This is a genomic window from Streptomyces sp. DSM 118878, assembly GCF_052936595.1.
The window spans coordinates 3,830,425-3,851,473 of record NZ_CP193622.1 but is presented as its reverse complement, the minus strand read 5'-3'; the positions used below and the strand labels follow the sequence as shown (position 1 = coordinate 3,851,473).

The window sequence follows — 21,049 nt, the reverse complement described above, 5'->3', positions numbered from 1 at the left end:
GTGGAAGCACCAGTCAGCAGAGGGTTCCCCCACGCACCACCAGGAGGGCGTACCGTGCACCGCCGGCACAACGGGTTGAAGACCGCCGTACTCCTCGGGGGACTGTCCGCGCTCATCCTCGTCATCGGCAGTTTCTTCGGGCGTACGGGACTGGTCGTCGCGCTCTTCGTGGCGCTCGGCACCAACGCGTACGCCTACTGGAACAGCGACAAGCTGGCCCTGCGCGCGATGCGCGCCCGCCCGGTCAGCGAATTCGAGGCCCCCGAGCTGTACCGCATGGTCCGCGAGCTCTCCACCCAGGCCCGTCAGCCCATGCCCCGCCTGTACATCTCGCCCACCGAGGCCCCCAACGCCTTCGCGACCGGCCGCAACCCGCGCAACGCCGCCGTGTGCTGCACGGACGGCATCCTCCGCCTCCTGGACGAGCGCGAGCTGCGCGGCGTCATCGGCCACGAGCTCAGCCATGTCTACAACCGCGACATCCTGATCTCCTCGGTCGCCGGCGCCCTCGCCTCCGTGATCATGTTCCTGGTCAACTTCGCCTGGCTGATCCCGGTCGGCCGCTCGAACGACAACGACGGCCCCGGCATCTTCGGCATGCTCCTGATCATGCTGCTCGGCCCGCTCGCGGCCTCCATCATCCAGCTCGCGATCAGCCGTTCCAGGGAGTACGAGGCCGACACGTCCGGGGCGCAGCTGACCGGCGACCCGCTGGCCCTCGCCAGCGCCCTGCGAAAGCTCGACGCGGGGACGAAGCAGTTGCCGCTGCCGCCGGAGCCGCGTCTCGAGACGGCGAGTCACATGATGATCGCCAACCCCTTCCGCCCGGGACAGGGCATGTCCAAGATGTTCTCCACGCACCCGCCCATGGCGGAGCGCATCGCCCGACTCGAGCAGATGGCAGGTCGCAACCAGTGAAGACAGTCCTCAACGTCATATGGCTCGTCCTGTGCGGCTTCTGGATGTTCCTCGCCTACCTCCTCGCGGGCGCGCTGCTCTGCGTCACGATCATCGGCATCCCCTTCGGCCTGGCGAGCTTCCGCATCGGCCGCTATGCGCTGTGGCCCTTCGGCTATACGACGGTCGAGCGTCGCGACGCGGGCGCGCCCTCCTGCGTGGGCAACGTCCTGTGGCTGGTCCTCGCGGGCTGGTGGCTCGCGATCGGCCACATCGTCACCGGCGTACTTCTGTGCGTCACGATCATCGGCATCCCCCTGGGCATCGCCAACTTCAAGCTGATCCCGGTCTCCCTGCTGCCGCTCGGCCGCGACATCGTCCGCACGGACCAGCCGTTCGCCGCGCGCTACTAGGCACGACCGCCGCCAGGCACCACGCCCGGCTGACGTGTGTCCTGCACCTCACGGCATCACCGCAACCGCGTTCGTACGCACTGACGTCCTTCAGGACAACAGCGCACAAAAGCTCATCGCGCGGGAAAGGCAGGTCACCGTATGGGCATCGTCAGTTGGATCGTTCTGGGGCTGCTCGCGGGCGCCGCCGCCAAACTGCTGCTGCCCGGACGCGACCCGGGCGGGTTCATCGGCACCACCGTCATCGGCATCGCGGGCGCCTTCATCGGCGGCTGGCTCTCCGCCCGCTACCTCGACCGCCCCATCGACGGCCACTTCTACGACGGCGCGACGTGGGCGGCGGCCATCGGCGGCTCTCTCGTACTGCTGGTCGGCTACCGCATCCTCTTCGGCCACTCACGCCGCTGAGCAAGGATTTCCCCCGACTGCGGCCAGCAGCAAGGGCGGGTACCCGATCCGGGTGCCCGCCCTCCGTCGTCGTACGACCGGCTCACTGGTGGCCCGTTGCCTACCGGTAGTTGACGTACTGCAGGGCGAAGTCGAAGTCCTGCCCCTTGAGGAGCGCCTGTACGGCCTGAAGGTCGTCGCGGCTCTTCGAGCTGACCCGCAGCTCGTCGCCCTGGACCTGCGCCTTGACGCCCTTCGGGCCCTCATCGCGGATGATCTTGGCGACCTTCTTGGCGTTCTCCTGGGAGATGCCCTCCTCGATCGACGCGAAGATCTTGTACTCCTTGCCGGACAGCTGCGGCTCGCCCGCGTCCAGCGACTTCAGCGAGATGCCGCGCTTGATCAGCTTGGACTGGAAGATGTCGAGGATCGCCTTGACCCGCTCCTCGCCGTTCGCCTCCATCAGGATCTTCTCCCCGGACCACGAGATCGAGGCACCGGTGCCCTTGAAGTCGTAGCGCTGCGAGATCTCCTTGGCGGCCTGGTTGAGGGCGTTGTCGACCTCCTGCCGCTCGACCTTCGAGACGATGTCGAAACTGGAGTCGGCCATGTCCTGTGGCTCCTTGTATCGGGGTCTGCGTACTCAGCGGATACGCGGCCGCCTGGCGCCGACCGCGTCCGCAAAGCCTAGTCACAGCCCCCGCGCCGGGCGCTGATCAATCGGGTGGCGAAGCACCCCTGTCCATCAGGTATCGTTTACGTCGTTGCCACGGAGCCCCGCGAAAGCGGAGCGAGGCAGCAAACCCGGCGGTGTGCCCGAGCGGCCAAAGGGAGCAGACTGTAAATCTGCCGGCTCAGCCTTCCCAGGTTCGAATCCTGGCGCCGCCACATGAAGGTAAACCCCTCCGAACTGCGGAAATGCAGTTCGGAGGGGGTTTCTTCGTTTCGGGGCGCCGTCCTGCGTGCGATGAGCCCCGGGCGCTTCTCCACAGGCACACTGATCACATGTCGTCCCGTCGCAGGAACTGCCCGGAGTGCCGCCGTGAGATCGCCGTGGTCGGCGGGCGGTTCGCCCGTCACGATCCGGCGGGGCCGCGCGCCTCGGGCGAGCTGGTCTCCTGCCCGGGCTCCCGCAGGCAGGCGCCGCTGGGCGCCGCGCAGGCCGCTCTGGACGGCTACACCGTCCCGGATGCCCCGGGGCAGCTCCCGCTCTTCTGAAGGGCCCCCAGGGGGCCTTCTGGCGCCCGCGGTGACGCGAGCCTCCCGCCCCCGAGCGCCTCAGTTGCCCGCGACCGACTTGACCGCCACCGACACCGGCACCGAACCGCTCACCAGCTCCAGCGTCAGGCCCGCCGTCGCCGACGTCTCCAGGAGCTCCGCGAGCACCGCGGCGACATCGTCCCGTGGGACGGGTCCGCGCCCGGTCGACGCCTCCAGACGCACCAGCCCCGTGCCCGCGTCGTCCGTCAGCATCCCGGGACGCAGGATCGTCCAGTCGAGACCGGCACGCGCGCGTACGTTCGCGTCCGCCTCGCCCTTGGCTCTCAGGTAGGCGTCGAAGACCTCGTCCCCCTGGTGCGCCGGGTCGGCGCCCATGGACGAGACGACGACGTACCGCCGTACGCCCGCGCGTTCCGCCGCGTCGGCGAAGAGCACGGCCGCCCCGCGGTCCACGGTGTCCTTGCGGTCGACGCCGCTGCCCGGACCCGCGCCCGCCGCGAAAACGGCCGCGTCGGCCCCGCGCAGCCGGTCGGCGACCTCGTCGACCGAGGCCGACTCCAGGTCGCACAGCACCGGTTCGGCGCCGGCCGCGCGGAGGTCGTCCCCCTGCCCGGCGTCGCGGATCAGCCCGGCGACCTCGTCACCGCGCGCGGCGAGCAGCCGCTCCAGCCGCAGCGCGATCTGACCGTGTCCTCCAGCGATGACAATGCGCATGCTTTCGACCGTACGGCAGGGCGGGCGGGATCGCCGTGCACGGGACGTCCGCCCCGCGCGTCCCCGGACGCGACCCGGTCGCGTCCAGGCCTTCCCGAGGACGACGAAAACCGGCCCCACGCTTCAAGACCCCACGCTCCAAGACCCCACGCTCCAAGACCCCACGCTTCAAGAGCCCACGCTTCAAGACCCCACGCTTCAAGAAGACGCCTCCCCGCCCCTCGGCCTCCCCGGCTCGTTCCCCGTGCCCTGGGCGCGCCCCTGGCGCGGCAGGTCCAGCGCCACGGCCGCCGCCGAGTCGCAGTACTCCCGCACCGCGCTGGTCCGCGCCACCACGCGCCCCCGGTGCACCACGATCCGGCTGTACGCGAGCGACAGCGCCCCCGCGAGGCGGTCACCCCGCACCGCGAGCAGCTCGGCGGGGAAGCCGGCCTCCACCCGTACCTCCGGCAGGCCCATGGCGGCCCGCGCCGCCCCGCTCACCGCGTCGTAGGACTCCTCGGGGCGCAGTCCGTACCGCGAGGCCAGCAGGTAGGCGGCCTCCAGCGGGTCACCGCGGCCCACGGGGTTCGCCGCGTCCCGCATGGAGCCGCTGCCCGCGGCGACCCGCACCCCCGCCGCGCGCAGCAGCCGTACCGGCGCGTCACCGTGCCGCTCGGAGTTCGCGCACCCGCCCTGCGGCAGGCAGACCACCGTCACGCCGGCCGCGGCGAGCTGCTCGGCGGTGCGGGAGGCCACCTCTCTGGGCAGCCGGCCGAGCCCGCCGCAGGGGCCGATCGTGACCCCGGCGCGCAGGCCGCCCGCCATGGCGGCGAGCCGTCCGAGCCGGGCGGGGTCGGCGCCGTCCGTGTGCAGGTCGACGGGGCAGCCGTGCTCGGCGGCGAGCTCGAGGACGGCCTCCGCGTACCCCGTCGGATCGGGGTCGAGATCCGGACAACCGCCCACTACGGAGGCGCCCATTTTCACCGCGTCCCGCAGCATCGAGAGCCCGTCGGCCCCCGCGACGCCGGTCAGCAGCCGCGGCACCGCGACCGCCGCCAGGTCGACGAGGCCCCGCAGCGAACGCCGCGCCTGGAGCACGGCCTCCATCGGGCCGAGCTCCTGGACGTCGCCGATGCGCACGTGCGACCGCAGGGCCGTCGCGCCGTGCCCGAGCTGTAGCAGAGCCGCCTCGGTGGCCCTGCGCTGCACGTCGGGGACGTCGTACGAGACGGGGCCCGGGGCGTCGGCGGAGAGCGCCGTGTCACCGTGCGCGTGCGGCTCGGCGGCGGCCGGGAGCAGGAGGTAGCCGCCGAGGTTCACGCGCGAGCCGTGCGCGGTCAGGCTGCCGGCCGTGCCGACCGCCTCGATGTGTCCGCCGTCGAGCCGGACGTCCACCGTGCGTCCGTCGGTGAGCCGGGCGCCGCAGAGCAGCAGGGAACCGGATTCGGCCGCGGCGTCGGGACCGGACGGTCCTGAGGAGCCGGAGGAGTGGGGCTGCTGCGGCTGGCTGTCGGGCATCGCGCTCCTGGGGTTCTGGGGCGGCTGCTGTGGGGTCGGGTGGCTGCTGTGGATGCGATGGGGCGCCAAGATCACACAGCGTGTGCCGAGCCTAGGACGGCGACAGGTCCGCTTCGAGGAGGAGCGCAATAGTCGTACCGGTGTGGTGTGAGGGTCCGGACGCGGTACGGATGAGGCGGTCACAGACGCCTGGGACGGCTCTCCGGATGGCCGCGTAGAACCGTCGGGAAACGGATTTGGGCGATCGGCGACCAACCGTGTAATGTCTTCATCGCTCGCCCCAATAGCTCAGTCGGTAGAGCGTCTCCATGGTAAGGAGAAGGTCTGCGGTTCGATTCCGCATTGGGGCTCTGATGTCAAGTGATCCTCGCCTTCGGGCGAGGTGATCAGGGCATCGCAGCGGTGTAGCTCAGTCGGTAGAGCAAGCGGCTCATAATCGCTGTGTCACCGGTTCAAGTCCGGTCACCGCTACTACTGGTAGCCGATTGTGGGGTCGGTCCTTCGATCGGCTACTCTTGTATGCGTTCATCCGTCCATCCGTCCAAGGAGCACTCACGTGGCTGCCACCGACGTCCGCCCGAAGATCACGCTGGCCTGCGTGGAGTGCAAGGAGCGGAACTACATCACCAAGAAGAACCGGCGTAACAACCCGGACCGTCTTGAGATGAAGAAGCACTGCCCGCGTTGCAAGGCGCACACTGCGCACCGCGAAACGCGCTAAAAACAGGCTCGTACCCGAGGCCGTCCCCGATTTTGGGGGCGGCCTCGTGTCGTTCACTCAACCAACCACAGGAGGTACCGAGTCCATGGCGCTCGACCAGTCCTTCGTGGGGCGGTCCTATCCGCCCACCGATCCTTATGAGGTCGGCCGGGAGAAGATCCGCGAGTTCGCAGAGGCGGTGGGCGACGCCAATCCCGCGTACACCGACGCGAAGGCCGCCGAGGCGCTCGGTCACCCCGATGTGATCGCCCCGCCGACTTTTGTGTTCGCGATCACTTTCAAGGCCGCGGGCCAGGTAATCGAGGACCCGCAGCTCGGGCTCGATTACAGCCGCGTGGTGCACGGCGACCAGAAGTTCACCTATACCCGCCCGGTGCGCGCGGGCGACAGGCTTTCGGTCACGTCGACCATCGAGAACATCAAGACGCTCGCGGGAAACGAGATCATCGACATTCGCGGCGAGGTCCACGACGAGGCCGGCGAGCACGTGATGACCGCCTGGACCAAACTCGTCGCGCGCGCGGCGGAGCCCGCGGCCGAGCCCGCGGAAGAGGGGGCCTGAAGCCATGACGGCGAAGATTTCCTACGGTGACGTCGAGGTCGGTACCGAACTGCCGCCGCAGAGCTTCCCGGTGACACGCGCCACACTCGTGCGGTACGCGGGCGCGTCCGGGGACTTCAACCCGATCCACTGGAACGAGAAGTTCGCGGTCGAGGTCGGTCTCCCCGACGTCATCGCGCATGGCATGTTCACCATGGCCGAGGCGATCCGTGTGGTGACCGACTGGGTGGGCGACCCCGGGGCGATCGAGGAGTACGGCGTGCGCTTCACCAAGCCCGTCGTCGTCCCGAACGACGATCAGGGAGCCACCATCGAGGTCAGCGCCAAGGTCGCGGAGAAGCTCGACGACAACCGCGTACGGGTCGACCTCCTCGCGAGGAGCGCGGGTCTGAAGGTCCTCGGCATGTCGCGAGCGGTCGTACGGCTGGCCTGACGGCCGGCCTGGCGACTGGCCTGGCGGCCGGTCGCTATCAGTCGCATAGCTGTTGGTAAGGGGCGTTCTCCATTGAGGACGCCCCTTACGGCGTTACGGCGGCCCTCCTGGCGGCGCTCCCTCATTTGTGGGCCTTGACTGCTTAGTGATTGGCCACTAACTTACTCGCATGGTCAGGATGAGCGCTGAGGAGCGACGCGAGAGCGTCATCCGTGCGGCGATGGTCGAATTCGCCCGCGGTGGCTACAAGGGCACCTCCACCGAGGTCATCGCCAAGCGTGTGGGGGTCTCGCAGCCGTATCTCTTCCGGCTCTTCCCGAGCAAGCAGGCCATCTTCCTCGCCGCCTCCGAGCGGTGCTGCCGGGAGGTCAACGAGGTCTTCAGGCGGGCCGCCGAGGGGCTGGAGGCGGAGGAAGCCGTCCATGCCGCGGGGGAGGCCTATCGGGCGCTCATCGCCGACGACCCGGACATGCTGCTCATGCAGATGCAGATGTACGTCGCGGTGGCCTCCGCGGAGGCGGGCGGCGACCGGGAGTTCGGGGAGGCGCTTCGGGCCGCCTGGATGGAGATGTACGACACGGTCGTGCTCATCCAGGGCGGGGATGCCGATGAGGCGACGTCCTTCCTGGCGTACGGGATGTTGATCAACGTCCTGGTGTCGATGGGGTTCCGGCCCGATCACCGGGTGTGGCGAGGGTTCTACGACTCGGCGCAGCCGAAGGGATGAGTCCGGCGCGGGCGTCCGTGAGGTGCCGTGCACGCGCGCGTGAGGTGGTGAGCGCCGAGGTGGAGCGCACGCGCGTGCGGTGCGGATTTTTATGGCCGCAAAAGTTAGTCATCAATAACTAATCTTTGGGGGAAGCGATGTCACAGCAGTCGGCACGGCCCGGGGGAGCGGTCTGGGCCCTCGTCATCACCAGCGTCGCCGGATTCATGGCGGCGCTCGACAACCTCGTCGTCACCACCGCCCTGCCCTCCATCCACGAGGACTTCGGCGGCGGTATGCACGACCTGGAGTGGACGGTGAGCGCCTACACCCTCACCTTCGCCGTGCTGCTGATGTTCGGCGCGGCTCTGGGCGACCGTTTCGGCCGCCGCAAGCTGTTCATCGTGGGCCTCGCGATCTTCACCGTGGCGTCCGCCGGGGCGGCCCTCGCGCCCGGCCTGGAGCAGCTGATCGCCGCCCGCGCGGTGCAGGGCGTCGGCGCCGCGATCATGATGCCGCTGACGCTGACCCTGCTGACGGCGGCCGTGCCGGCGGACAGGCGCGGCATGGCGTACGGGATATGGGGCGCCGTCAACGGCCTCGCGGTCGCCGGCGGGCCCCTCATCGGCGGCAGCCTCACCGAGCACATCTCCTGGCACTGGATCTTCTGGCTGAACGTCCCGATCGGCCTGGCCCTGCTGCCGCTGGCCCGCCTCCGCCTTGTCGAGTCGTACGGGCCCGGGGCGCGCCTGGACATCACCGGCACCGTGCTCGCCAGTGGCGGCCTCTTCGGCATCGTCTACGCCCTGGTGCGCGGGCCGCTCGACGGCTGGAGCAGCGTCACCGTGCTCACCGGGCTCATCGCGGGCACCGCGCTGCTCGCCGGGTTCGTCCACCACGGCATCCGCAGCAAGGCGCCGATGCTGCCCATGCGCCTCTTCCGCAGCCGCGCGTTCTCCGGGATCAACGCGGCGAGCCTGCTGATGTTCCTCGGCATGTTCGGCTCGATCTTCCTGCTCAGCCAGTACATGCAGAGGGTGCTCGGGTACTCGCCCACGGAGGCGGGGCTGCGGATGCTGCCCTGGACCGGCATGCCGATGCTCGTCGCGCCCCTGGCGGGCTACCTCTCCGACCGCATCGGCGGCCGGCCGGTCGTCGCCGCCGGGCTGTTCCTCCAGGCCGTCGGCCTGGGCTGGTACGGGGCGGTGGTCGCGTCCGACGCCACGTACGCCTCTCAGCTCCCTGCCCTGATCATCAGCGGCATCGGGATGTCCCTGTACTTCGCTCCGGCCTCCGCCCTGGTCATGTCCAGCGTCGCGCCGCACGAGCACGGCATCGCGTCGGGCGCCAACAACGCGCTGCGCGAGGTGGGCGGCGCCCTCGGCATAGCCGTCATGTCCTCGGTTTTCTCGGCGCAGGGCAGCCTCGACTCGCCGCAGGGCTTCGTGGACGGCCTGGAACCCGCCCTGTGGGTCGGCGCCGTGACGGTGGCGCTGGCCTCGGTGGCCGCGCTGTGCATCCCCTCGCGTCGCGGCGGGGGCACGCCCGGCCAGACCCCGGAGGCGCCGGAGCGACGGAAGGACGAGCTGCTGACCGCCTGAGGCCGCCAGCCGCCAGCCGCCAGCCGTCGCCGCCAGTGCCGCCTGCGGCTGCCACCAGTACGGCCCCGCCGGGATCGGCGGGGCCGCTCTCGTACTCTTGGGCACGTGCAGGAACTCCATGACGCCCCGCTCGCCCCGCTGACGACCTTCCGTCTCGGCGGCCCCGCGACCCGCCTGATCACCGCGACGACCGACGCCGAGGTGGTCGAAGCCGTCCGCGAAGCCGACGCATCCGGTACGCCACTGCTGCTCATCGGCGGTGGATCGAACCTGGTCATCGGCGACAAGGGATTCGACGGCACCGCCCTGCGCATCGCCACCAAGGGCTTCGAGCTCGACGGGACGAAGCTGGAGCTGGCCGCCGGTGAGGTCTGGACGGACGCGGTCGAACGCACCGTCGAGGCGGGCCTCGCCGGCATCGAGTGCCTGGCCGGAATCCCCGGCTCGGCCGGTGCGACGCCGATCCAGAACGTGGGCGCGTACGGCCAGGAGGTCTCGTCGACGATCACCGAAGTGATCGCGTACGACCGGCGGTCGCACGAGACGGTCGTGATTCCGAACGCCGAGTGCGACTTCTCCTACCGGCACAGCCGCTTCAAGGCCGACGCCGACCGTTTCGTGGTCCTGCGGGTCCGCTTCGCGCTCGAGGACGCGGGTGGGATGAGCGCCCCCGTCAAGTACCCGGAGACGGCGCGCACGCTCGGCGTGGAGGCGGGCGACCGGGTGCCCGCGGCGGTGGCCAGGGAGACCGTCCTGAAGCTGCGGGCGGGCAAAGGCATGGTGCTCGACCCCGAGGACCACGACAGCTGGTCGGCCGGGTCGTTCTTCACCAACCCGATCCTCACCGAGGAGCAGTTCGCCGCCTTCCACGCGCGCGTGGCGGACCGCCTCGGCCCGGACGTCACGCCGCCCGGCTTCCCGGCGGGCGACGGCCGTGTGAAGACCTCCGCCGCCTGGCTCATCGACAAGGCGGGCTTCACCAAGGGCTACGGAAAGGGCCGGGCGCGCATCTCCACCAAGCACACCCTGGCCCTCACCAACCGCGGCGGCGCGACCACCGAGGACCTCCTGGCGCTGGCCCGCGAGGTCGTGGCCGGGGTCCGGGACGCCTTCGGGATCACGCTGGTCAACGAGCCGGTGACGGTGGGCGTCAGCCTGTAGGGGCAGACGACAGGATCTAGTACGCCACCCCCACCCCCTGCTTCACCGTCGACGGGTCGGCGATCATCGACAGCATGGCGTGCGCGACATCGGCGCGGCCGATGAAGCGTCCGCTGCGCGGGGTGCCGCCGACGGCCTTCCGGTAGACGCCGGTCAGGGGCTTGTCCTGGAGCCTCGGCGGCCGGACCGACGTCCAGTCCGTGGCGCTCCGGGCCAGCTCGGCCTCCATGCTCCGCAGGTCGTCGTAGACGCTCTTGAGGACCGCGCCGACCAACGCGAGCATCGCCCGGTCGGCCAGCGGCTGCCGTGGGGCCGGGGGGCCGAGCGGGGCGGCGCTGACCACGAGGATCCTGCGCACCGCCTCGGCGTCCATCGCCGCCAGGACCGACCGCGTGAGCCCCGTGGCGACTCCGGCGTCCGCGCGCCTGCGGGCACCGAGCCCGGAGAGCACCGCGTCCCGCCCCGCCACCGCCGCCCGAAGCGCCTCGGGGTCCTTGAGGTCGGCCCGGAACACCTCCAGGTCCGCTCCCTCGGCAGTGAACCGGGCGGGGTCACGCACCACGGCCGTGACCTGGTGCCCCGCCGTGAGTGCCTGCCTGACGATCTCTCCGCCGATGCCGCCGGTCGCACCGAACACCGTGAGCTTCATGGTTCGTCCTCCCCGAGTGGGTAGTGAGGTGAACACCAGGTGGGTAAGTATTCACTCACCCCTAGGGTGGGTAAGTACTCACTCACTCGTCAAGTCTGGTTGGACGACACATGCAGCAGAAGCCCACCCGGGCCCGCATCCTGGACGCGGCACATGAACTGATGCTGACCCTCGGCCTCTCCCGCGCCACCACCAAGGAGATCGCCAAGGCGGCCGGCTGCTCCGAAGCCGCGCTCTACAAGCATTTCGCGAACAAGGAGGAGCTGTTCGTGAGCGTCCTCCAGGAGCGGCTGCCCCGGCTCGGCCCGCTGCTCCAGCGTCTCACCGAGGAGCCGGGGGAGCGCGGCGTGGAGGAGAACCTCACGGAAATCGCCCGCCTGGCCAGCGATTTCTACGCCGAGAGCTTCCCGATCGCCGCGTCCCTGTACGCCGAGACCAAGCTCAAGCGCCGCCATGAGGACGCGCTCCAGAAGATGGGCAAGGGACCCCACGTCCCCATCGAGGCCCTGGACGCCTACCTCCGTGCCGAGCGCGACGCCGGCCGGATCGCCCCCGACGCCGACACCTTCGCGGCAGCCTCGCTGCTCCTGGGCGCCTGCGCGCAGCGCGCCTTCGCCTACGACGCCGTGGTCGGCAAGCGGCCACCGCAGCCCGTCGAGGAGTTCGCGGCGGCCCTCGCCCGCACCCTCCTCGCGGGTGTCAGCCGCTGAGCCACGTGTCGACCCCGGCAAGCAGCCGCTCCCGTACGTCCACGGGCGCGGCCGAGCCGCGGACCGACTGCCGGGCCAGCTCGGCCAGCTCGGCGTCGTCGAAGCCGTGGTGCTCGCGCGCCAGCTCGTACTGGGCGGCGAGGCGCGACCCGAAGAGCAGTGGGTCGTCGGCGCCGAGCGCCATCGGCACCCCGGCGTCGAAAAGGGTCCGCAGGGGTACGTCCCCGGGCTTCTCGTAGACGCCGAGGGCGACGTTGGACGCCGGACAGACCTCGCACGTCACGCCGCGGTCCGCGAGCCGCTTCAGGAGCCGTGGGTCCTCGGCCGCCCGCACCCCGTGCCCGATCCGCGCCGCGTGCAGGTCGTCGAGGCAGTCCCGCACCGAAGCGGGCCCCGTCAGCTCACCGCCGTGCGGTGCCGCGAGGAGCCCGCCGTCCCGCGCGATGGCGAAGGCCCGGTCGAAGTCGCGGGCCATGCCGCGGCGTTCGTCGTTGGAGAGCCCGAAGCCGACGATGCCGCGATCGGCGTACCGCACCGCGAGCCGTGCCAGCGTGCGGGCGTCCAGCGGGTGCTTCATGCGGTTCGCGGCGACGAGTACGCGTATACCGAGGCCGGTGTCCCGCGAGGCGCTCTCGACCGCGTCCAGGATGATCTCCAGGGCCGGGATCAGACCGCCGAGCCGCGGCGCGTACGAGGTCGGGTCGACCTGGATCTCCAGCCACCCGGAGCCGTCCCGCAGATCCTCCTCGGCGGCCTCGCGCACCAGGCGCCGGATGTCCTCGGGCTCACGCAGACAGGAGCGAGCGGCGTCATAGAGCCGCTGGAAGCGGAACCAGCCGCGCTCGTCGGTGGCGCGCAGTCTCGGCGGCTCGGCGCCGGTCAGCGCGTCCGGGAGGCGCACCCCGTACTTGTCGGCGAGCTCCAGCAGGGTCCCGGGCCGCATCGACCCGGTGAAGTGCAGGTGCAGATGTGCCTTGGGCAGCTCTCTTACGTCTCGTACACGCTCCATTGGAGGATCTTGCCGTACGCACGGGGGGTCCCGGAAGCCGCTTCCACCTTCGTGGCCTCCCCGAACGAAGAAACGGGCCGCCCCTCCGGAGAGAGACGGCCCGCACGCGCGCGTGGAGCGTGTTTTCCCGCGAGGCGGGTCGTTCTCAGTCGCGCGCCTCGGCCAGCAGCTTCTGGACGCGCGAGACGCCCTCGACGAGGTCCTCGTCACCGAGCGCGTACGAAAGGCGCAGGTAACCCGGCGTCCCGAAGGCCTCACCGGGAACCACCGCGACCTCGGCCTCCTCCAGGATCAGCGCGGCCAGCTCGACGGAGTCCTGCGGGCGCTTGCCGCGGATCTCCTTGCCGATCAGGCCCTTCACCGAGGGGTAGACGTAGAAGGCGCCCTCGGGCTCCGGGCAGAGCACGCCCTCGATGTCGTTGAGCATCCGCACGATGGTCCTGCGGCGCCGGTCGAAGGCCTCGCGCATCGTGTCGACGGCGACCAGGTCGCCGGAGACGGCGGCGAGGGCCGCGGCCTGGGCCACGTTGGAGACGTTCGACGTGGCGTGCGACTGGAGGTTCGTCGCGGCCTTCACGACGTCCTTCGGGCCGATGATCCAGCCGACCCGCCAGCCGGTCATCGCGTACGTCTTGGCGACGCCGTTGACCACGACGCACTTGTCGCGCAGCTCGGGGAGGAGCGCGGGGAGCGAGGTGAACTTCGCGTCTCCGTAGACGAGGTGTTCGTAGATCTCGTCGGTCATGACCCACAGGCCGTGCTCAATGGCCCAGTGGCCGATCGCCTCGGCGTCGGCCTCGCTGTAGACGGCACCCGTGGGGTTCGACGGCGAGACGAAGAGCACCATCTTGGTGCGCTCGGTGCGGGCGGCCTCCAACTGCTCGACCGAGACGCGGTACCCGGTGGTCTCGTCGGCGACGACCGGGACCGGGACACCGCCGGCGAGACGGATCGACTCCGGGTACGTCGTCCAGTAGGGAGCCGGGACGATGACCTCGTCACCCGGGTCGAGGATCGCGGCGAAGGCCTCGTAGATGGCCTGCTTGCCGCCGTTGGTGACCAGGATCTGCGAGGCGTCCACCTCGTACCCCGAGTCGCGCAGGGTCTTGGCGGCGATCGCGGCCTTCAGCTCGGGGAGGCCCCCGGCCGGTGTGTAGCGGTGGAACTTCGGGTTCTTGCAGGCCTCGACGGCCGCCTCGACGATGTAGTCCGGAGTGGGGAAGTCGGGCTCACCCGCGCCGAAGCCGATCACCGGGCGCCCGGCTGCCTTGAGGGCCTTGGCCTTGGCGTCGACGGCGAGGGTCGCGGACTCGGAGATCGCGCCGATGCGCGCGGACACCCGGCGCTCGGTCGGAGAAGTTTCAGCGCTCATGACCCCATCGTTCCAGACCCGAAACGGCCCCGGCGCGTGGGTTTCCCGGAGCATCGCCATCCATTCTGTTCGACGGAGCGCCGCGGACCACGTACACTCACTGCTCGTTGGCCCTCACCGGCCGCACCCTCTCCACGCACTCCGTGCATATGGGCGGATGCGGTAGGTTGGGGGAAATCAAAGGGTCGTAGCTCAATTGGTAGAGCACTGGTCTCCAAAACCAGCGGTTGGGGGTTCAAGTCCCTCCGGCCCTGCTACACACTCCTTCGCCAGGATGTGTGCGCATGTACGTACTGCAATGCACCGCCGTGCGGCTCAACCGGGCGCGGCACGGCCACGACCCGGAATCAGGTGAGGACGAGTGACGGACGCCGTGGGCTCCATCGACAAGCCTGATGCCCAGGACGAGACGGCGGAGTCCCAGAGGAAGGCCCGCAAGGGCGGCAAGCGCGGCAAGAAGGGCCCCTTCGGCCGTCTCGCGCTCTTCTACCGCCAGATCATCGCGGAGCTCCGCAAGGTCGTCTGGCCGACTCGCAGTCAGCTCACGACCTACACCACAGTGGTGATTGTCTTCGTCGTCATCATGATCGGTCTCGTGACCGTGATTGACTATGGCTTCAGCCACGCTGTCAAGTACATCTTCGGCTGAGCCGAGAGCGAAGGGCGCCGTTCCCGGCGCCCCTATTCGCGTGTTCCACCCCATGTATCCAGGAAGAAGCAGCCACCGTGTCTGACCCGAACCTGAACGACGCCACCGAGTCGGTCGAGTCCGCTGAGGACGAGCTCGACATCGTCGAGGCGGCGGACGCCGAGGAGCCGGATCAGGCCGAGGCAGCCGACGCCGACGCGGGCGACGCCGCCGAGGAGGCCGCCGTCCACCTGGAGGGCGACGCGGAGACCGCCGACGAGTCCGTCGAGGGCGAGGCCGCCTCCGAGGAGTCCGACGAGGACGAGGGCACCGACGCCGACGCGGAGACCGCCGACGCCGAGGCCGCCGACGAGGAGACCGCCGAAGAGGCGCCCGAGCCGGTCGACCCGATCGTCGCCCTGCGCGAAGAGCTCCGCACCCTCCCCGGCGAGTGGTACGTCATCCACACGTACGCCGGTTACGAGAACCGCGTGAAGACCAACCTCGAGCAGCGCGCCGTCTCGCTCAACGTCGAGGACTTCATCTTCCAGGCCGAGGTGCCGCAGGAAGAGGTCGCCCAGATCAAGAACGGCGAGCGCAAGACCATCCGCCAGAACAAGCTCCCCGGCTACGTGCTGGTGCGCATGGACCTGACGAACGAGTCCTGGGGCGTCGTCCGCAACACGCCCGGCGTCACCGGCTTCGTGGGCAACGCCTACGACCCGTACCCGCTGACCCTGGACGAGATCGTCAAGATGCTCGCCCCGGAGGCCGAGGAGAAGGCCGCCCGCGAGGCCGCCGAGGCCGAGGGCAAGCCGGCTCCGGCCCGCAAGCTCGAGGTCCAGGTGCTCGACTTCGAGGTCGGCGACTCGGTCACCGTCACCGACGGCCCGTTCGCGACGCTCCAGGCGACGATCAACGAGATCAACGCCGACTCGAAGAAGGTCAAGGGCCTCGTCGAGATCTTCGGCCGCGAGACCCCGGTCGAGCTCAGCTTCGACCAGATCCAGAAGAACTGATCCAGAAGAACTGATCCAAGGGGTACCGGTTACCTCTGGAACACACGCCTCCGACCAGGTCAGACGGGCTGCTAAAGCCGGTCTGACCTGCTCGGTTTTTAGCTGCACGACTATACCCGTTATCGTTGTGCGGTATGCCTCCATCCGGATGACCGGATGGCTGGCTGAAAACTCTCACTAGGACCCGGAGAGAGCAATGCCTCCCAAGAAGAAGAAGGTCACGGGGCTCATCAAGCTCCAGATCCAGGCCGGCGCGGCCAACCCGGCTCCGCCGGTCGGCCCCGCGCTGGGCCAGCACGGCGTCAACATCATGGAGTTCTGCAAGGCGTACAACGCCGCGACCGAGTCGCAGCGTGGCTGGGTGATCCCGGTGGAGATCACGGTCTACGAAGACCGCTCCTTCACCTTCATCACCAAGACGCCGCCGGCCGCCAAGATGATCCTGAAGGCCGCTGGTGTCGAGAAGGGCTCCGGCGAGCCCCACAAGACCAAGGTCGCCAAGATCACCGAGGCCCAGGTGCGTGAGATCGCCACCACCAAGATGGAGGACCTCAACGCCAACGACCTGGACGCCGCGTCGAAGATCATCGCCGGCACCGCCCGTTCCATGGGCATCACGGTCGAGGGCTGAGACCCTTCCCCGTCTGACCTCTCAGTGGTAGGGCCATGCGCCGGCCCGCACCACGACTCCGTACCTGAGCCAACACAGGAGCAGAAGTGAAGCGCAGCAAGACTCTCCGCGCTGCGGACGCCAAGATCGACCGGGAGAAGCTGTACGCCCCGCTCGAGGCCGTCCGTCTCGCCAAGGAGACCTCCTCGACCAAGTTCGACGGCACCGTCGAGGTCGCCATGCGTCTGGGTGTCGACCCGCGCAAGGCCGACCAGATGGTCCGCGGCACCGTGAACCTCCCGCACGGCACCGGCAAGACCGCCCGGGTCCTGGTCTTCGCGACCGGTGACCGTGCTGCGGCCGCGGAAGCCGCTGGAGCCGACATCGTCGGCGCCGACGAGCTCATCGACGAGGTCGCGAAGGGCCGCCTGGACTTCGACGCCGTCGTCGCCACCCCGGACCTCATGGGCAAGGTCGGCCGCCTCGGCCGCGTGCTCGGTCCGCGTGGTCTGATGCCGAACCCGAAGACCGGCACCGTGACCCCCGATGTCGTGAAGGCTGTCAACGACATCAAGGGCGGCAAGATCGAGTTCCGCGTCGACAAGCACTCGAACCTGCACTTCATCATCGGCAAGGTGTCCTTCGACGACACCAAGCTGGTGGAGAACTACGCCGCGGCCCTGGAGGAGATCCTCCGTCTGAAGCCGTCGGCCGCCAAGGGTCGCTACATCAAGAAGGCCGCCGTCGCCACCACGATGGGCCCCGGCATTCCGCTGGACTCGAACCGCACCCGCAACCTCCTCGTCGAGGAGGACCCGGCCGCCGTCTGATCCTGACGGCAGCCGCGTCGCGCACGCGTTCTGTGGACGGGCCCCGCAACCTTTCGAGGTGCGGGGCCCGTCCTGTTTTCGTACGGGGCACACACGGGTGTGCGGGGATACGGGTACGTGTGTCAGTGGCTTGCGCTAGCGTGCGGGTCGTCGATCAAGTCAAGGGGTGGGACTACATGAACAGCACGACGTTGCGGCGTACGGGTCTCTCGATCGCGGTGGCCGCCGCGCTGACGGGCCTGGCAGCCTGCGGATCGGGCGGCTCGGACGGTTCTTCCGACAAGGCCGGCGGTGCGGACGACAAGGGTGGCATCAAGGTCAGCCCCATAGCCGCCCTGCGCACGGTCGAGAAGTCGACCGACAAGGCGGACACCGCCCGCGTGGACGGCACGACCAGCATGGGTTCGCAGGCCACGATGGACATGAAGGGGGTCATGGGCTGGTCCGACGGCATCACCGGCGAGGTCACGGTCTCCTTCACCGGTGGCGCCCAGGCGCAGCAGATGAAGCAGCTCGGCCAGTCCACGCTCGACTACCGCTACCTGAAGAACGGCTTCTACGCGAACATGGGCGACACGTTCGCGGCCCAGGCGGGCGGCGGCAAGCACTGGGTCGAGTACGACTACGACACGCTGGCCGAGATGAGCGGCGCCGCGGGCGAGGCCTTCCAGGACCAGATGCAGAACAGCACGCCGAACCAGTCGGTGAAGATGCTGCTCGCCTCGGGTGACGTGAAGCGCGTGGGCGAGGAGAAGGTCCGCGGGACGAATGCCACCCACTACTCGGGCAAGGTCGACATCGCGGACTTCACCGCCAAGAACACGGACCTGGACGCGGACCAGATGTCCGAGCTGAAGAAGCAGTTCGAGCAGGTCGGCATGGAGACCGAGACCATCGACATCTGGGTCAACGACGACGACCTCCTCGTCAAGAAGATCGAGAAGGCCGCCACGAAGAACGGCCCCTTCTCGCAGACCGCCTACTACAGCGATTACGGCGCGCCGCTCTCCGTCGAGAAGCCCCCGGCCTCCGACACCATGAGCTTCAAGGACCTCATGGCGAAGCAGCCCGCGGCCTAGGCACCGCACCGAGCCCGGGTACCCAGGGCTTATCCAGAAGCCGCCTTTCCCGCCCTCGGGTACTCTCGGCTACCAGTACTGGTGTCGATGATGTGTGTTTCGATCATGCGTTCCTAGGGGTGGGGTCATGACTGCTGTTGTCGTACGAGGGAACCAGGGCCGCAAGAGGGTGGCGGGCGCCGTGCTCGCCACCGCGCTGCTCTGTACCGGCGCGGTCGCCTGTGGCGGCTCGGACGGCGAGGGGAACAAGAGCGACAAGGCCGGGGGGATCCAGTCCAAGTCGCAGGTCACCGACGTCATCACGGCGGCCTACAAGAAGACGACGGCCGCCAAGTCGGCCAAGGTCCAGATGACCATGACCACGCCGCCCGGAAAGATGGGCAAGGCGATGGGCGGGTCGGGCGAGATGAAGATGTCCGGCGTCATGGGCTGGGACCCCACCGTCGTGGACATGACGATGTCGGGTTCCGCGCTCACCCAGGGTGACCCGGACGCTCCGGAGAAGATCCGGATGCTCATGAGCGACGACGTCATCTACGCGGACGTGGGCGCCGCGGCCGCCAAGGACATGGGCGGCAAGCGCTGGATGAAGATGGACCTGGGCGCCATCGCCGAGCAGTCCGGCGACGACGAGCTCATGAAGCAGATGACCGGCAGCCTGGACAGCCTGTCCCAGGACCCGTCCAAGCAGCTCGCGATGCTCCTGGAGTCCCCGAACCTCAAGCACGCCGGTTCCGCCGAGGTCGACGGCGCGAAGACCGAGCGCTACAAGGGCCGTCTCACCGTCAAGGAGATGATGGAGACGAACGACGCCCTCGACGACGTGCTCAGCGAGAGCGAGAAGAACCAGCTCTTCAAGAACATCGAGAAGTCGGGCATCAAGGGCTACGACACCGAGGTCTGGGTCAACGAGGACGACTACCCGGTCCGTATGGACATCGACATCAAGAGCCCCGAGGGCACGGTCAAGACCTCCCAGAAGTTCTCCGACTACGGGACCGCCGCGAAGGTGACCGCCCCGCCGGCCGGTGAGACCTTCGACCTGATGGAGATGTTCAAGGAGCTCGGAAAGCTCGGCGAGGGCGACACCTCGGACACGGACGCCCTGGGTCTGGACAGCGGAGTCTGACCGGATTTGCCTGACGCGGACCCGTTCGCGTACGCTTCCCCAGAAGCCAAAGACCGCTGGTCGTTGCCGTTCTCCCGCAAGAGGGGGCGGTGGCCGAAGGATCCGCTGAGACGGCGGACGACCCGCGCAGGTGACCGAGGAAGCACTCCCGGATCGATTGTGATCCGGTCGAGTTCACGCCCCGTGCGCCTGCGCCGGGGCGTTTCGTTTTGTCGGCCCCTTCTGAGCGGTCCTCATCACCCGGAAGGAGGCCGACGCTCTATGCCGACGCCCGACAAGGCTGCCGCGGTAGCCGAGCTCACGGACAAGTTCCGCAGCTCGAACGCCGCCGTGCTGACCGAGTACCGGGGTCTCACCGTGGCCCAGCTCAAGCAGCTGCGCCGTTCCCTCGGTGAAAACTCCGAGTACGCCGTGGTGAAGAACACGCTGACCAAGATCGCGGCCAATGAGGCCGGGATCAACACGCTGGACGACCTGTTCACGGGTCCGACGGCGGTTGCCTTCGTCACCGGTGACCCGGTGGAGTCGGCGAAGGGTCTTCGTGACTTCGCCAAGGACAACCCCGACCTCGTCATCAAGGGCGGTGTCCTTGACGGCAAGGCGCTGTCCGCCGACGAGTTCAAGAAGCTCGCGGACCTCGAGTCCCGCGAGGTTCTGCTCGCCAAGCTGGCCGGTGCCATGAAGGGCAAGCAGACGCAGACTGCGCAGCTCTTCCAGGCTCTGCCGTCGAAGTTCGTCCGCACCGCGGAAGCGCTTCGCGCCAAGAAGGCCGAGCAGGGCGGTGCCGAGTAATTCGGCTCGCGCATTGATCGTCGTCCGCTAGGACGACGGTCGCAGCGGGCCGAACGTACGCCCGCCTTCATATACACCCGGCACCAGCCGAATTAGTGGAAGGATCGCCCATCATGGCGAAGCTCAGCCAGGAAGACCTGCTCGCCCAGTTCGAGGAGCTCACCCTCATCGAGCTCTCCGAGTTCGTGAAGGCCTTCGAGGAGAAGTTCGACGTCACCGCCGCCGCCGCGGTTGCCGCCGCCCCGGCCGGCCCGGCCGCCGCCGCCGAGGTCGCCGAGGAGCAGGACGAGTTCGACGTCGTCCTCACCGGCGCCGGCGAGAAGAAGATCCAGGTCATCAAGGTCGTGCGTGAGCTGACCTCGCTGGGTCTCAAGGAGGCCAAGGACCTCGTCGACGGCACCCCGAAGCCCGTCCTCGAGAAGGTCACCAAGGAGGCCGCCGAGAAGGCTGCCGAGTCCCTCAAGGCTGCCGGCGCCTCCGTCGAGGTCAAGTGACCTCACGAGTCGTCTGACTCTCTTCCCCGTACGTATGGCGGAAACGCTGTAACGCACGGGTCGCCAAAGGCGATCACCCATGTGGGTGGTCGCCTTTCGGCGTTCCTGGGCCACCCGTGGAGGTCGCCTTGCGATGTCGTACGCGGCGAGTATGGTGATCTTCGTTGTGCCTCGGGACGGCCCGTGACGGTGACGTTCTCAGGGCCGCGTCGGGGCAAGGGGGCCTTGACGAACCGCACGTAGCGCGCAATTCTCAGGACGCGTCGTCACAACGATCCGCATCCGAGGCATGGATCGGCGACGAAGAGGGCAGTATCGATGTGCGTTGAGGACGTGGCTTGCAGCAGGGGTTGAGAACAACGAGGGTCTCCCAGAACCCGCACTGGACATCAGTGGGCCGTTTGGCTACACT

At 69.0% G+C, this 21,049-nt stretch carries 25 protein-coding genes and 4 tRNA genes; 23 read left to right on the top strand and 6 right to left on the bottom strand.

The features are described from left to right. Positions 1–54 precede the first annotated feature (54 nt). The 3 genes from htpX to ACRAKF_RS16975 all read left to right on the top strand — a co-directional run bounded on the left by htpX (position 55) and on the right by ACRAKF_RS16975 (position 1,718). Positions 55–918 carry a zinc metalloprotease HtpX gene (htpX, locus tag ACRAKF_RS16985; RefSeq protein ID WP_447038009.1) on the top strand — a complete coding sequence of 288 codons (864 nt, stop codon included), beginning with the start codon at positions 55–57 and terminating at the stop codon, positions 916–918. After that, entirely contained in the window at positions 915–1,310 is a 396-nt protein-coding gene (locus tag ACRAKF_RS16980) for a YccF domain-containing protein (RefSeq protein WP_447038008.1), read from the top strand. Before htpX ends, ACRAKF_RS16980 begins: the two co-directional genes overlap by 4 nt. A 141-nt stretch (positions 1,311–1,451) precedes the next feature. After that, positions 1,452–1,718, top strand: a complete 267-nt coding sequence (locus ACRAKF_RS16975) for a GlsB/YeaQ/YmgE family stress response membrane protein (protein ID WP_447038007.1) — start codon at positions 1,452–1,454, stop codon at positions 1,716–1,718. A 100-nt stretch (positions 1,719–1,818) separates the two neighbouring features. Here the strand turns inward: ACRAKF_RS16975 and ACRAKF_RS16970 are convergent, their stop codons facing one another. Further along, positions 1,819–2,307: a YajQ family cyclic di-GMP-binding protein gene (locus tag ACRAKF_RS16970; RefSeq protein WP_447038006.1), complete on the bottom strand. Its 489-nt coding sequence runs from the start codon at positions 2,305–2,307 to the stop codon at positions 1,819–1,821. Positions 2,308–2,503: 196 nt separating this feature from the next. Between ACRAKF_RS16970 and ACRAKF_RS16965 the strand changes: the two genes are divergently transcribed. Then, positions 2,504–2,585 (top strand) — tRNA-Tyr (locus ACRAKF_RS16965). Between the two features lie 117 nt (positions 2,586–2,702). Then, positions 2,703–2,915: a hypothetical protein gene (locus tag ACRAKF_RS16960; protein WP_447038005.1), complete on the top strand. Its 213-nt coding sequence runs from the start codon at positions 2,703–2,705 to the stop codon at positions 2,913–2,915. 60 nt (positions 2,916–2,975) lie between these two features. Here the strand turns inward: ACRAKF_RS16960 and ACRAKF_RS16955 are convergent, their stop codons facing one another. After that, positions 2,976–3,632 carry an SDR family oxidoreductase gene (locus ACRAKF_RS16955; protein ID WP_447038004.1) on the bottom strand — a complete coding sequence of 219 codons (657 nt, stop codon included), beginning with the start codon at positions 3,630–3,632 and terminating at the stop codon, positions 2,976–2,978. Between the two features lie 198 nt (positions 3,633–3,830). Then, on the bottom strand, positions 3,831–5,132 hold the full coding sequence (locus ACRAKF_RS16950; protein ID WP_447038003.1) for a hydrolase: 1,302 nt from the start codon (positions 5,130–5,132) through the stop codon (positions 3,831–3,833). Positions 5,133–5,409: 277 nt separating this feature from the next. On the opposite strand from ACRAKF_RS16950, the gene ACRAKF_RS16945 reads away from it, so the two are divergent. From ACRAKF_RS16945 to ACRAKF_RS16910, 8 genes are all read left to right on the top strand, one after another. Beyond that, positions 5,410–5,482: transfer RNA gene (locus tag ACRAKF_RS16945), tRNA-Thr, on the top strand. Positions 5,483–5,530: 48 nt separating this feature from the next. After that, positions 5,531–5,603, top strand: a tRNA-Met gene (locus ACRAKF_RS16940). An 85-nt stretch (positions 5,604–5,688) separates the two neighbouring features. Then, positions 5,689–5,853 carry a 50S ribosomal protein L33 gene (gene rpmG, locus ACRAKF_RS16935; RefSeq protein ID WP_006347275.1) on the top strand — a complete coding sequence of 55 codons (165 nt, stop codon included), beginning with the start codon at positions 5,689–5,691 and terminating at the stop codon, positions 5,851–5,853. 85 nt (positions 5,854–5,938) lie between these two features. Further along, positions 5,939–6,415, top strand: coding sequence for an FAS1-like dehydratase domain-containing protein (locus ACRAKF_RS16930; RefSeq protein ID WP_447038002.1), 477 nt, complete (start codon positions 5,939–5,941; stop codon positions 6,413–6,415). Positions 6,416–6,419: 4 nt separating this feature from the next. Beyond that, on the top strand, positions 6,420–6,848 hold the full coding sequence (locus ACRAKF_RS16925; protein ID WP_447038001.1) for a MaoC family dehydratase: 429 nt from the start codon (positions 6,420–6,422) through the stop codon (positions 6,846–6,848). Positions 6,849–7,017: 169 nt separating this feature from the next. Beyond that, entirely contained in the window at positions 7,018–7,575 is a 558-nt protein-coding gene (locus ACRAKF_RS16920; protein ID WP_447038000.1) for a TetR/AcrR family transcriptional regulator, read from the top strand. A gap of 137 nt (positions 7,576–7,712) precedes the next feature. Further along, positions 7,713–9,155, top strand: coding sequence for an MFS transporter (locus ACRAKF_RS16915; RefSeq protein ID WP_447037999.1), 1,443 nt, complete (start codon positions 7,713–7,715; stop codon positions 9,153–9,155). Between the two features lie 48 nt (positions 9,156–9,203). Then, complete coding sequence (locus ACRAKF_RS16910; RefSeq protein ID WP_447042024.1) at positions 9,204–10,316, top strand: UDP-N-acetylmuramate dehydrogenase; 1,113 nt, start codon at positions 9,204–9,206, stop codon at positions 10,314–10,316. 16 nt (positions 10,317–10,332) lie between these two features. Here the strand turns inward: ACRAKF_RS16910 and ACRAKF_RS16905 are convergent, their stop codons facing one another. Then, entirely contained in the window at positions 10,333–10,965 is a 633-nt protein-coding gene (locus ACRAKF_RS16905; protein WP_447037998.1) for an NAD(P)-dependent oxidoreductase, read from the bottom strand. A gap of 110 nt (positions 10,966–11,075) precedes the next feature. Here ACRAKF_RS16905 and ACRAKF_RS16900 point away from each other — a divergent pair, with 110 nt between their 5' ends. Then, positions 11,076–11,675 (top strand): TetR/AcrR family transcriptional regulator, encoded by a 600-nt coding sequence (locus tag ACRAKF_RS16900; protein ID WP_447037997.1) that lies wholly within the window; start codon positions 11,076–11,078, stop codon positions 11,673–11,675. Here the strand turns inward: ACRAKF_RS16900 and ACRAKF_RS16895 are convergent. Beyond that, positions 11,665–12,684, bottom strand: coding sequence for an adenosine deaminase (locus tag ACRAKF_RS16895; RefSeq protein WP_447037996.1), 1,020 nt, complete (start codon positions 12,682–12,684; stop codon positions 11,665–11,667). The two genes, ACRAKF_RS16900 and ACRAKF_RS16895, sit on opposite strands and share 11 nt — an antisense overlap. Before the next feature lie 145 nt (positions 12,685–12,829). Next, complete coding sequence (locus tag ACRAKF_RS16890; RefSeq protein ID WP_447037995.1) at positions 12,830–14,056, bottom strand: pyridoxal phosphate-dependent aminotransferase; 1,227 nt, start codon at positions 14,054–14,056, stop codon at positions 12,830–12,832. Positions 14,057–14,237: 181 nt separating this feature from the next. Between ACRAKF_RS16890 and ACRAKF_RS16885 the strand changes: the two genes are divergently transcribed. The 9 genes from ACRAKF_RS16885 to rplL all read left to right on the top strand — a co-directional run bounded on the left by ACRAKF_RS16885 (position 14,238) and on the right by rplL (position 20,637). Then, positions 14,238–14,310 (top strand) — tRNA-Trp (locus tag ACRAKF_RS16885). 107 nt (positions 14,311–14,417) lie between these two features. Then, on the top strand, positions 14,418–14,705 hold the full coding sequence (gene secE / locus ACRAKF_RS16880; RefSeq protein ID WP_447037994.1) for a preprotein translocase subunit SecE: 288 nt from the start codon (positions 14,418–14,420) through the stop codon (positions 14,703–14,705). A 77-nt stretch (positions 14,706–14,782) separates the two neighbouring features. Then, positions 14,783–15,703, top strand: coding sequence for a transcription termination/antitermination protein NusG (gene nusG, locus ACRAKF_RS16875; protein ID WP_447037993.1), 921 nt, complete (start codon positions 14,783–14,785; stop codon positions 15,701–15,703). Positions 15,704–15,899: 196 nt separating this feature from the next. Next, positions 15,900–16,334, top strand: a complete 435-nt coding sequence (rplK, locus tag ACRAKF_RS16870) for a 50S ribosomal protein L11 (RefSeq protein WP_355803871.1) — start codon at positions 15,900–15,902, stop codon at positions 16,332–16,334. Positions 16,335–16,420: 86 nt separating this feature from the next. Then, positions 16,421–17,143: a 50S ribosomal protein L1 gene (gene rplA, locus ACRAKF_RS16865; RefSeq protein ID WP_447037992.1), complete on the top strand. Its 723-nt coding sequence runs from the start codon at positions 16,421–16,423 to the stop codon at positions 17,141–17,143. A 176-nt stretch (positions 17,144–17,319) separates the two neighbouring features. Next, entirely contained in the window at positions 17,320–18,222 is a 903-nt protein-coding gene (locus ACRAKF_RS16860; RefSeq protein WP_447037991.1) for a hypothetical protein, read from the top strand. A 127-nt stretch (positions 18,223–18,349) separates the two neighbouring features. Continuing rightward, on the top strand, positions 18,350–19,351 hold the full coding sequence (locus ACRAKF_RS16855) for a hypothetical protein (protein ID WP_447037990.1): 1,002 nt from the start codon (positions 18,350–18,352) through the stop codon (positions 19,349–19,351). 261 nt (positions 19,352–19,612) lie between these two features. Further along, complete coding sequence (rplJ, locus tag ACRAKF_RS16850; RefSeq protein WP_447037989.1) at positions 19,613–20,143, top strand: 50S ribosomal protein L10; 531 nt, start codon at positions 19,613–19,615, stop codon at positions 20,141–20,143. A 113-nt stretch (positions 20,144–20,256) separates the two neighbouring features. Further along, positions 20,257–20,637 (top strand): 50S ribosomal protein L7/L12, encoded by a 381-nt coding sequence (rplL, locus tag ACRAKF_RS16845; protein ID WP_447037988.1) that lies wholly within the window; start codon positions 20,257–20,259, stop codon positions 20,635–20,637. Positions 20,638–21,049 lie beyond the last annotated feature (412 nt).